Raw genomic sequence first — 11825 nt, forward strand, 5'->3', positions numbered from 1 at the left:
ATTATCCTCTTACTTTTTTAACGATAGCTAAAGCAGCTTTTACATCTTGCTCTAGTTTAGCGTAGTCCTTATTCGCAAGGATATCTTTAGAAATCAATTGAGATCCCATACCAACACATGTTGCACCAGCATTGAACCAACCAGATAGGTTTTCTTCAGTTGGAGCAACTCCACCTGTAGGCATAATTGATGTCCAAGGTTGAGGTCCTTTGATACCTTTGATAAATTTAGGACCGTATAAGTCTCCAGGGAATAATTTTACGATTTCACATCCTAATTCTTCCGCTCTTGCAATCTCGGTAAGAGAACCACATCCAGGTGACCATAATACTTTTTTACGGTTACATGCAATAGCGATATCTTCTCTTAATACAGGAGTAACTATAAAGTTTGCTCCTAATGCCATGTATAATGAAGCTGCTGCTCCATCAGTTACAGAACCAACACCCATAATCATTCCCGGTAATTCAGCAATTGCATATTTCGTTAATTCTCCGAAAACTTCATGAGCGAAATCTCCACGTGCAGTAAACTCCATCAAACGTGCTCCACCATCGTAACAAGCTTTTAGTACTTTTTTACTTAATTCGATATCTTGGTTAAAAAACAAAGGAATCATTCCTGTTTCTTTCATTGCAGCTGCAACTTCAATTCTTGTAAATTGTGCCATTTTATATGTTTTAAAAATACCCTGCTACGATAATGCAGCAGGGTAGATGAATATTATTGATTAACGTGCAACTCTTCCTGAAGCGTCACCACCCATTAATTTTTCAACCTCAGCAACAGTTGCCAAGTTTGCATCTCCTTTGATAGTGTGTTTCAAACAAGAAGCGGCAACAGCAAAGTCTAAGGCATGTTGATCATCTTCAGGGAACTGTAATAATCCGTAGATCAATCCTCCCATGAATGAATCTCCACCACCAACTCTATCTACGATATCAGTAATTTGGTACTGACGAGTTTGGAATAAAGTTTTTCCATCATATAATACTCCAGCCCATGTGTTGTGAGATGCAGAGATAGAACCTCTTAAAGTAGTAATTACTTTTTTAGCTCTAGGGAATCTTTCCATCATTTGCTCACATACAGATAAGAAAGCCTCTGCTTTCACATTGTGTCCTTCTGTTTGAACAGAAATTCCTTCTGGCTTGATTCCAAAGTGCATTTCTGCATCTTCTTCGTTTCCTAAGATAATATCACAGTAAGAAGTCAATTCAGTCATGATAGATTCTCTATGAGCAGCGTCACAGAAATTCCATAATTTAGCACGGTAGTTCAAGTCAGTAGAAATTGTAATTCCTTTAGCACTTGCAGCTTTTACAGCTTCTAGACATACATCTGCTGCTCCTTGAGAGATTGCAGGAGTAATTCCTGTCCAGTGGAAAAATTCACATCCATCAAAAACAACATCCCAATCAATCATTCCTGATTCAATTTCAGAGATAGCAGAATGAGCACGGTCATAAACTACTTTAGATCCTCTTGATACAGCACCTGTTTCTAAGAAGTAAATCCCTAAACGATCTCCACCATATACGATTTTATCTACACCAACTCCTCTTTTACGCATTTCCATTAATGCACATTCTCCGATATCGTTTTTTGGTAAACGAGTTACGAAATCTACATCTACACCGTAGTTTGCTAAAGAAACAGCTACGTTAGATTCACCACCTCCATAAATAGCATCAAAGCTGTTTGCTTGTGAAAATCTTAAAAATCCTTGTGGAGCCAATCTTAACATGATCTCTCCGAAAGTTACTACTTTACCCATTTTATTGTTGTTTAATTTAATTATTGATTTGATGTTACTCAAATCGTACGTTTATGTTTAGACTAATAATATTCTGTTCTATCGATTGAACAAGTTTACCAAAAAATAGGATTGTCTTGTTTCAATCCTTTTTATTACGCACAAAAAAATCCTTCAAGCACTTGTTTTTACTGTGTTTTGAAAGTTTTGTGGGTTTGGTGTTGTTACAAAAATAAACTACTTTTGTTCAAACGTTGGAACAAATATATAAATAATTTGGGAACTAAAAAAAAAACTACGATAAAAGACATTGCTAATGTGTTAGGTTTGACACCTTCTGCGGTTTCAAAAGCCTTGAATAACCACCCTAGGATTAGTGAGAAAACGAAATCTTCAGTTCAACAAGTTGCAAAAAATTTAAATTATCAACCCAATTATTTAGCAAGTGCCTTAAGAAGAGGAAAAAGTAATTTAGTGGGAGTTATTATTCCTAGGGCAAATAGTAATTTTTTCTCTGCTGTTTTGGAGAGTATTGAGAATGTTTTAAGCGAAAAAGGTTACAACATTATCATTTCTCAATCGTATGAGTCTTTTGAAAAAGAATGTAGGATCATTGATGCTTTGTTGTTTACCCAGGTAGATGGAATTATTGCTTCCTTGGCGAATGAGACTAAAGACTTTTCTTATTACGAGAAGATAAAATCCAAAGATGTTCCCTTGGTCTTATTTGATCGTGGGGAAAATGATTTAGGTGTTGATTATATTGGAATTGATGATTACGAAAGTAGTTTGATGGTGGTAGATCATCTTGTGGCTCAGGGGTGTAAAAGGATTGCCCATATAGGAGGTTATAGACATACTAGAATTTTTCAAAATAGAATTAGAGGATATCGTGCTGCTTTGGATAAACATAATTTACCCTTGGATGAAGATCTAATTTTTGAATGCAATCTAACCAAAGAGAATGGTAGATTGATTATGGAAGAGATTTTGAAATATAAACACAGACCTGATGCTGTTTATGTTGCTGGGGATTATGCTGCTTTGGGTGCGTTAGAATTGTTGAAAGAGCAGGGGGTAAAAGTACCTGAAGAGATTGCTATCGTTGGTTTTAGTAATGAACCCTTTACATCTTTAGTAACCCCACCATTAACATCAGTGGAGCAGCATAGTAAAGAAATTGGTAGATTGACGGCTGAGGCTTTTCTAAGAAGAATTGAAGAAGCGGATACCCCACCTGTTTTGAATAAGATGATTTTAGATGCGGAATTGATTGTAAGAGATTCTTCAAAAAAGAAATAAAAAAAACGTCTAAATCAAAATTTAGACGTTTTTTTGTATTTGAATTATTTGAAATGCTTATGAGATTGAAGCTAATACTTTGTTTAAAGTAGTACTTGGTCTCATAGCAGTTGCTGCTTTTTCAGTGTTAGGGTAGTAATAACCACCGATATCCATTGAAGCACCTTGCGCATTATTCAATTCTTCTACAATTGTAGCTTCTTGAGCTGTAAGTTCTGAAGCAACAGGAGTGAAGATTTCTTTCAATTCTGCATCTTCGTTTTGAGCTGCTAATGCTTGTGCCCAATACATAGCAAGGTAGAAGTGACTTCCTCTGTTGTCTAACTCACCAACCTTACGAGAAGGAGCTTTATCATTTTCTAGGAAAGCACTGTTTGCTGTGTTTAATGCAGCAGAAAGAACTTGTGCTTTTTTGTTATCAGTTTTGATACCTAAATCTTCAAGTGAAACAGCTAAAGCTAAGAATTCTCCTAATGAATCCCAACGTAAATGTCCTTCTTCTTCAAATTGTTGAACGTGTTTTGGAGCAGATCCACCGGCACCAGTTTCAAACAATCCACCTCCGTTCATTAAAGGAACGATAGATAACATTTTTGCAGAAGTTCCTAATTCTAAAATAGGGAATAAGTCTGTTAAGTAGTCACGTAATACATTTCCTGTAACAGAAATAGTATCTAAGTTTACTTTTACTCTTTTTAATGTAAATAAAGTAGCTTCGATAGGAGCCATGATATGAATTTCTAATCCTTCTGTATCATGAGTAGGCAAATATGTGTTTACTTTTTTGATGATTTCAGCATCGTGAGCTCTGTTTTCATCTAACCAGAATACTGCAGGCCATCCTGTAGCTCTTGCTCTATCTACTGCTAGTTTTACCCAGTTTTGGATAGGAGCATCTTTTGTTTGACACATTCTAAAGATATCTCCTTCTTGAACTTCTTGAGATAATATTACATTACCATCAATATCTACAACTTCAACAGTTCCATTAGCATCCAATTGGAATGTTTTATCATGAGAACCATATTCTTCAGCTTTTTGAGCCATCAATCCAACGTTTGGAGTAGTTCCCATTTCTCTTGGGTCAAAAGCGCCATTTTCTTTACAGAAATCGATAGTAGCTTGGAAAACACCAGCGTAACATCTATCCGGAATTAAAGCTTTAGTATCTTGTTGTTGTCCTTCTGCGTTCCACATTTGACCTGATGTACGGATCATTGCAGGCATAGATGCATCAATAATAACGTCAGATGGTACATGTAAATTAGTAATTCCTTTGTCAGAATTTACCATAGCTACTGCAGGAGCATCTGCATAAACAGCATCAATAGCAGCTTTAATTTCAGCTTCTTGAGCATGTCCTGCTATTTTGGCATATACATCACCAATACCATTGGTTGCAGTAACATTTAATTCAGTAAATAAGTCAGCATATTTTTCAAATACATCTTTGTAGAAAACTTCTACAATAGCTCCAAAGATAATAGGGTCAGAAACCTTCATCATTGTTGCTTTCATGTGTAAAGAAAACAATACACCGTTTGCTTTTGCATCTGCAATTTCTTTAGCGGCAAATTCTTTCAATGCACTAATACTCATTACAGAAGTATCAATTACTTCACCAGCTAATAAAGGAGCATATCCTTTTAAATCTTTACCGTTGAAAGTAATTTTGTATTCAGTTGCTTTTTCTAGTGTTGCTGATTTTTCAGATCCATAAAAGTCATTCGCTTCCATAGAAGCAACATGTGTTTTTGAGTCCTTTTCCCATTTCCCCATTCTATGAGGGTTTTTCTTAGCGTATTGAGATACTGCTAATGGCGCTCTACGATCAGAGTTACCTTCACGTAAAACAGGGTTTACCGCAGAACCTAAAACTTTAGAATAAGCTGCTTTAATAGCTTCTTCTTTTTCGTTTTGTGGTGTAGCAGGAAAATCAGGTAATGCAAATCCTTGTGCTTGTAATTCTTTAATTGCCGCTTGCAATTGTGGAATAGAAGCAGAAATATTTGGAAGTTTGATTATGTTAGCCTCTGGCGTTTTTGCCAAAGCTCCTAATTCAGCAAGAGCATCATCAACTTTTTGATCTTCAGGAAGAAATTCAGATAAGTTAGCTAAGATTCTAGCAGCAAGTGAAATATCTTTTTTCTGAACGTTGATATTTGCTTGTTTTGCAAATGTTTCTACAATAGGTAGAAAAGAGTAGGTAGCCAATGCAGGAGCTTCGTCCGTGATTGTATACACTATTTGTGATGTCTTTGTTGTCATAGGATTCTTAATTTATAGTATTGAAAAAAATCAATTACTAGTAATACATTATCAATTTGATCTTAAAAGATTTCCAGAAAATAAAAGTGGATTTCTTTTTATGAATTAACACAGTTTTTACACTGTTTTAAAGCAGCACAAATGTAGTGATAATATGAAGATTATCAAGTTCTAAAATAATAGAAATATTAGGTTGTTTTTGAAAAATGCTAAAATATCCTTAGAGGTTTTTGAGGAGTTGTGAAAAAATGATAAAATATCCTCATTTGATTGAAATTTATTTAAAGAAAATTAGAATTACGGATACACTTAAGTTTACATTATTCTTAGGGATTTAAAATATAGTTGATGATTCCTTAATTGTAAGGTCGTGGGTTCATGGTTTATTTACCGGAGATAATTTAAATATTTTTAGGATGATGTAAGATTTATTAGATCCAAAAAAAAACTCGTTAGAGAATTCTAACGAGTTTTTATGAGTTTCAAAAAAGTAAGTCTTACTTACGACGAATTTCTTTGATTCTTGCTTTTTTACCAGTAAGCTCTCTAAAGTAAAAGATACGAGCTCTTCTTACTTTACCTTGCTTGTTAACTTCGATTTTCTGTAAAGCTGGTAAGTTAATTGGGAAGATACGCTCTACACCAACTGTTCCAGACATTTTTCTAATCGTAAAAGTTTCAGAAGCTCCTGATCCTCTTCTTTGGATAACTACTCCACGAAAGAACTGAGTACGAGTTTTACTTCCCTCTTTAATTTCGTAATACACTGTAATTGTGTCTCCAGATTGGAATTCTGGGAATTCTTTTTTTGCTACAAATTCGCTTTGTACAAAATCTACTAAATTTGCCATTTCTTTTTATTTAATGGTTTTTTTCATAAGCAACATTCACGATTTTCGTCAGAGGTTGATTTTGAGGTTGCAAATATAGTTGTTTTTTTTATTTTAAAAACCTGAGTAAGATTTTTTTTAAAAAAGTTTAAACTTCTATATCTTAGTTGTTTATAGGTTATTTACCGTTTGGCTTATAATTAGAGCATTCGTACACCCAAAATTTACGAGAATCTTTTCCGTTTACTTGGATGATTATTGGTTCTAATTCCTCTACCTTAGAGAAATATGCATCCAATTCTGCGGGGTGAGAGCCATTTTTGTCTTTATTCTTAAATCGTTTATCAGAGTCAATAAAAAGTGCTGTTTTCCCTTTAAGTATGCTAAGGTTATCTCCGATATAATCAAAATGAAGTGCGTTTTTACCGATGATATTTTGAGCATATATTTTTTGATCCGTAAAAAAGGTCATACATGCTGTAGTTTTATAACCATCATCAGAAAAAACAAAGGAGTCTGGGTATGCTTTTTGAATTGCTTCTGTTTCAATAACTAATTCTTCCCATCCTACCCAAGTGTCATCACTTTTGATCGGTACTAAGTAAAATAATACTTGCAGACTCACTAAAACATGAATACCAGCTGAAATGTAAACTTGTAATTTGATGTTCTTCTTTTTGATAAATATCGCAGCTAATAAGATACCAGAGATATAAGAGGGCATCATCCAATTTAGTTTCACCCAGTAGATAGGGGTCAATAAAAAGAATCCTAGGAATGTAGGTAGGAAAAATGCTAATAAAAACAGAATCTGATCAGATGGAAGTTTGAATTTTGTGACTGCCTTTTTTATGTATTTATAAATTAATGTAAAAAAGCTAATTAGGATTATTGGTAGTAGTAAAAATATTTGATGTCCAATGGCTCCGAAAAAATATTTTGGTTTGACTTGAAACTTTGAAATACTACCAGTCCTGTCAGAAGATTGGAATAAGAAGGATGCAAATTCATTTTGATAATTCCAGTACCAAACAGGGAATGTGACGATAACTGAAACAACCAAAGAAGCCCATACCCAAGGAGATAATAACAGTTTTCTGTATTTATTAGAGAAAATTAGAAACGCTATCAAGCCTATCTGTAACAGCAATGCCGTGTATTTACTGTTAAAGGCTAGTCCCATGGTGATTCCACCTAAAATCCAATAAAGTTTTTTATTTTCAAAAATGGCTTTGCTTAAGCAAATAAGTGACAGAGTCCAAAATAGAATTAACGGAACATCGGGTGTGGAGTTGATGCTTAAGATTGAGATAAAAACAGTAGTCGATAACAGCACTAAGGCATTGTTAAGTTTGGCTTTTGATAAGAATAGACTACCGAGTTTGTAAAAACTCAATAAGGTGATAGAGGTGATGAAAAAGTCTGCAAATTTTACTACAAAAACAGATTTTCCAAAAATAGTAGTGAAAAACCTCAAAATGTATCCGATCATCCCAGGATGATCAAAATAAGAGAGGGATAAATTCTCACCGTAAAAATGGTAATAGGCATCTTGGGGCATCAAACCCATAAATGGCAATAAAAAAAATCTAAAAAGTTGAAACCCTAAAACGATGCTTAAGGCTGGATACGATTTTAAAAATTCAGTTACTCTATTCATCTAAAAGTTCTGGTTTGATTTGTTTTGTGCGTTCGTAGGCTTTGTCAGATCGCCATTCATCAATTTTTGGGAAATTTCCTGAAAGTAAAATTTCTGGCACCTCGGCTCCTTTATAGGAAGCAGGTCTTGTGTATACGGGAGGTGATAATAAATTATCTTGAAAAGAGTCTGTCAAAGCAGAGGTTTCATCTCCTAGTACGCCTGGGATAAGTCGTATAATACTATCGCATAAGACAGCAGCGCCAAGTTCACCACCACTTAAAACATAATCCCCAATAGAGATTTCTTTGGTGATAAACAAATCACGAACACGTTGATCTACACCTTTATAATGGCCGCATAAAACAATGATGTTTTCTTTTAAAGAAAGCGTATTTGCAGTGGATTGGTTTAAAATAGGAGCATCAGGAGTCATGTAGATGATTTCATCATAATCTCTTTCCTCCTTTAATTTTGAAATGCATTTGTCAATAGGTTCTATCATAAGAACCATTCCAGCACCCCCACCAAATTGATAATCATCAATTTTGTTGTATTTGTTTAAAGCAAAGTCTCTTAAATTATGAAAGTGCACTTCTGCCAAGCCCTTGTCTTGCGCTCTTTTTAATATTGAATATTCAAACGGACTTTGAATTAGTTCAGGTGATACGGTTATAATGTCAATTCTCATTTTGCAAATGTAATTAAATTGTTTTGAGTTTTTGTTTTAGAAAATCAGAAGGGGATCTCTGTATTGATTGAAAGGGGGTGTTTTTTTTGAACTAAAGTTATAACATATCTGCTTTAATTGTTGATAGCTGATTTCGTCATTCGGTCATTTTGAAAAATATCTTGTTTTAGCTCATTATTGATAAAACCAGTGTTGTGTAGCATTTTAAGAGTTTCTTCCCCTAAATATTGGTTGATTTCAAAAAATAACAATCCATGTTTAGGTAGATTGTTGATAGCGAGATCTGCAATTTTCTTATAAAAAATTAAGGGATTGTTGTCAGAAACAAAAAGAGCACTGTGGGGCTCAAAGGATAAAACATTTTTTTTGATTTCTGTTTTTTCAAGTTCTCTTATATAAGGGGGGTTGCTTACAATAATATCATAAGTATCGGAAAGTTGCTCTGTTTTTAAAATGTCTTGTTGTATAAAGTTTACGAAAACGTTATTCTCAACAGCATTTCTTTTTGCTGTGTCCAAAGCAGGTTTTGAAAAATCAATCGCGGATACTTTTGCTGAGGGAAGGTGTTTTGCAATAGAGATGGCAATACATCCTGATCCTGTTCCGATATCTAGAATTTTTAAATCCTTTTTACCTTGTGTGCTTTCTAGTATCCAGCTTACTAATTCTTCAGTTTCGGGTCTAGGAATCAATACATCTTTATTGACTGTAAAGTTTAAACCGAAAAACTCTGTGTTATTTGTGATATGTTGTACTGGTTTTTCTTCTGAAAGTTCTTTGATTGCTTTTCTGAAAAACACTTCAGAAAAATCCGTTATCATTAGTTCTGGATTTAGTGCCTTCTCAACTCTCGAAAGCTTAAGTTCTGATTCCGTTAGAATATGATAAAAGGAATCAATTTCATTGATTGGGTAAATGTTCTGCAGTTCCGAGTGGAACAAGGATTTCAGTTGAGAAATTGTCATGTGGCAAAAATACAAGTTCGTTTTTAGAAAAGTGGGACAGATTGATAAAATTTCTTGGAGTCATGAAATTGTTACTCTCAAGGAATCGACTTACTTTTGCTGTATGGGATTAGATGAGATGTACATGAATCGATGTATTCAGTTAGCAAAAAATGGATTGGGCTTGACAAGACCAAATCCTTCTGTTGGAGCTGTGGTTGTTTGTGAAGACATTATAATTGGTGAAGGATATACAAGTCCATATGGAGGTTCACATGCTGAAGTAAATGCTATTGATGCGGTGTTTGATAAAAAGCTACTGCAAAAAGCAACTTTATATGTAACCTTAGAGCCGTGTTCTCATTATGGAAAAACGCCACCTTGTGCGGATTATATCATAAAGCATAAAATCCCTAAAGTTGTTATTGGATGTGTGGATACGCATTCTGTTGTTGCTGGTAAGGGAATTGAGCGATTGATTTCAAATGGAATCGATGTTAAGGTTGGAGTTTTAGAAGACGCATGTCTTGAACAACACAAAAGGTTTTTTTCGGTTCAGAATAAAAAAAGGCCTTATATCATATTGAAATGGGCAGAAACTCAAGATGGTTTTGTAGCTCCTCTACATAAAGAAACGAGACGTCCGGTTTGGATAAGTAATACTGTTTCACGGCAAATGGTACATAAATGGAGGGCTGAAGAGCATGCGATTTTAGTTGGAACTAATACTGCAATAGATGATAATCCAAAGTTAAATGTGAGAACTTGGGGTGGAGACGGACCTGTTAGGGTTTTGTTGGATAGAACGCTACGTGTATCGGAACAAAATTATCTGTTTGATAGGTCGGTAAAAACTATTGTATGTACAAGTGTTTCTGGTGATTTGCTACCAGATTCAGATGAGTTAATTGTTTATGAACCGTTAAATTTTGATGCTGATGTGATCAAACAACTGTGTTCTATTTTAATGAAGCACCAAATTCAATCGATTATCATAGAAGGAGGTTCACAAACTTTGAATTCATTTATTAGAGAGGGTGTTTGGGATGAGGCACGCGTATTTTATGGTGAAAATTATTTTAGTGAAGGAGTAAAAGCTCCCGAATTACCTGTTCTACCCGATACAGTTACGGATTTGAAAGGAACTTTATTAAAGGTATTTAAAAATTTCTAATAGTTATTAATCATGGTGGTAGATGTTTATAAAACGTTAGAAAAAAAATCAGAGGAAACACTTTTTAAAGAAAAAGGAAGTAAATTTTTTGGCTATGCTTTTCCGGTTACAGAGGAGGAACAGGTGAAGGAATTGCTAGTGGAGATTAAGAAAACTCATCATGCTGCGAGACATTGGTGTTATGCTTACAAGTTGGGGGTAGATCCTGGCCGATTTCGTGTAAATGATGACGGAGAACCGAGTAATTCTGCGGGTCAGCCAATATATGGGCAGATTTTAGCTGCAGAAGTTACGGATGTTTTAATAGTTGTAGTTCGTTATTTTGGTGGTGTAAAATTAGGGGTAGGAGGTTTGATTAGAGCCTATAAAACTTCAGCTCAAATAACTATGGAGGTTTCAGAAATCATTAAAAAAACAATTGAAGATAAATTACAGCTTACGTTTCATTACCAACATATGAATAAAGTGATGCGGGTGGTAAAACAAAAAAGGCTAACTGTTTTTTCTCAAGAAATGACCGCAAGTTGTAAGTTGATTTTAAGCATAAAAAAATCAGAGTTTTCACAGGTAAAAAACATGTTCGAAACATTTCATTTTATAGATGTAAAAAAACTCTAATTTTTTTAGTCTTTTTAAAAATTGAATTTTAATTTTTAGAATTTATCCAAGATTTTGGAAAGCAAGTCTTGAGGAATTTTTATGGGTCTATTTTTTTTCGTGTCTACGAAAACCAAAACCGTTTCTCCGGTGCTAATTTTTTTGTTTTCTGAATTGTAAATTTCATATTCAAAAGTAATCCGTGCTCCTGGAATTTCTTTTAATAAAGTTCTTAGTCTTAATGTATCATCAAATCTAGCAGGTTGTATAAACCTAGTATTTATGCTATATACAGGTAGTATTAATCCTTCTTCTTCCATTTTTTTATAGGAAATACCTAAGTCGTGGAGCAATTCCAATCGACCAATTTCAAAGTATTGTGCATAGTTTCCATGGTGTGCATACCCCATTTGATCCGTTTCACTATATCTTATCTTAAACGATGTGTTGTTTTCTATCATTTTATAAATTTATGCTGTTATTTTACGGAAAAAATAAATAAGAACCTATAGCGAATTCATTTTTTTATACTAAAAAATATTCACACTTTTGTATAACTAAAATGAACGATGGGAACGTGTCAATTTAGACAAGGATTAACTAAAAATTTACTCTATTAAAACA

General features: G+C 34.1%; 11 protein-coding genes. 3 read left to right on the plus strand and 8 right to left on the minus strand.

The window, feature by feature from the left end; translation table 11 throughout:
• Window position 1 precedes the first annotated feature (1 nt).
• Both AC2DGP_RS15535 and AC2DGP_RS15540 read right to left on the minus strand, forming a co-directional pair.
• On the minus strand, window positions 2-670 hold the full coding sequence (locus tag AC2DGP_RS15535; protein WP_484490975.1) for a bifunctional 4-hydroxy-2-oxoglutarate aldolase/2-dehydro-3-deoxy-phosphogluconate aldolase: 669 nt from the start codon (window positions 668-670) through the stop codon (window positions 2-4).
• Window positions 671-730: 60 nt separating this feature from the next.
• Window positions 731-1777, minus strand: a complete 1047-nt coding sequence (locus AC2DGP_RS15540; RefSeq protein ID WP_484490976.1) for a PfkB family carbohydrate kinase — start codon at window positions 1775-1777, stop codon at window positions 731-733.
• Between the two features lie 255 nt (window positions 1778-2032).
• On the opposite strand from AC2DGP_RS15540, the gene AC2DGP_RS15545 reads away from it, so the two are divergent.
• On the plus strand, window positions 2033-3058 hold the full coding sequence (locus AC2DGP_RS15545; protein ID WP_484490977.1) for a LacI family DNA-binding transcriptional regulator: 1026 nt from the start codon (window positions 2033-2035) through the stop codon (window positions 3056-3058).
• 57 nt (window positions 3059-3115) lie between these two features.
• On the opposite strand, the gene AC2DGP_RS15550 is transcribed toward AC2DGP_RS15545, so the two are convergent.
• The 5 genes from AC2DGP_RS15550 to prmC form a co-directional block, all read right to left on the minus strand.
• Window positions 3116-5326, minus strand: coding sequence for an NADP-dependent isocitrate dehydrogenase (locus AC2DGP_RS15550; RefSeq protein WP_484490978.1), 2211 nt, complete (start codon window positions 5324-5326; stop codon window positions 3116-3118).
• Between the two features lie 497 nt (window positions 5327-5823).
• Window positions 5824-6177 carry a 50S ribosomal protein L19 gene (gene rplS, locus AC2DGP_RS15555; protein WP_300326325.1) on the minus strand — a complete coding sequence of 118 codons (354 nt, stop codon included), beginning with the start codon at window positions 6175-6177 and terminating at the stop codon, window positions 5824-5826.
• 157 nt (window positions 6178-6334) lie between these two features.
• Window positions 6335-7816 carry a glycosyltransferase family 39 protein gene (locus tag AC2DGP_RS15560; RefSeq protein ID WP_484490979.1) on the minus strand — a complete coding sequence of 494 codons (1482 nt, stop codon included), beginning with the start codon at window positions 7814-7816 and terminating at the stop codon, window positions 6335-6337.
• Entirely contained in the window at window positions 7809-8486 is a 678-nt protein-coding gene (gene trmD, locus AC2DGP_RS15565; protein WP_484490980.1) for a tRNA (guanosine(37)-N1)-methyltransferase TrmD, read from the minus strand. The genes AC2DGP_RS15560 and trmD overlap by 8 nt, the downstream gene beginning before the upstream one ends.
• A 113-nt stretch (window positions 8487-8599) precedes the next feature.
• Window positions 8600-9451 (minus strand): peptide chain release factor N(5)-glutamine methyltransferase, encoded by an 852-nt coding sequence (gene prmC / locus AC2DGP_RS15570; RefSeq protein WP_484490981.1) that lies wholly within the window; start codon window positions 9449-9451, stop codon window positions 8600-8602.
• Between prmC and ribD the strand changes: the two genes are divergently transcribed.
• Both ribD and AC2DGP_RS15580 read left to right on the plus strand, forming a co-directional pair.
• Entirely contained in the window at window positions 9450-10604 is a 1155-nt protein-coding gene (gene ribD / locus AC2DGP_RS15575) for a bifunctional diaminohydroxyphosphoribosylaminopyrimidine deaminase/5-amino-6-(5-phosphoribosylamino)uracil reductase RibD (RefSeq protein ID WP_484490982.1), read from the plus strand. The two genes, prmC and ribD, sit on opposite strands and share 2 nt — an antisense overlap.
• Window positions 10605-10616: 12 nt before the next feature.
• Window positions 10617-11222, plus strand: a complete 606-nt coding sequence (locus tag AC2DGP_RS15580) for an IMPACT family protein (protein ID WP_484490983.1) — start codon at window positions 10617-10619, stop codon at window positions 11220-11222.
• A 35-nt stretch (window positions 11223-11257) separates the two neighbouring features.
• Here AC2DGP_RS15580 and AC2DGP_RS15585 read toward each other — a convergent pair whose 3' ends face one another.
• On the minus strand, window positions 11258-11662 hold the full coding sequence (locus AC2DGP_RS15585; RefSeq protein WP_484490984.1) for an acyl-CoA thioesterase: 405 nt from the start codon (window positions 11660-11662) through the stop codon (window positions 11258-11260).
• Between the last annotated feature and the right edge of the window lie 163 nt (window positions 11663-11825).

This window comes from Flavicella sp. IMCC45537, from assembly GCF_057197705.1.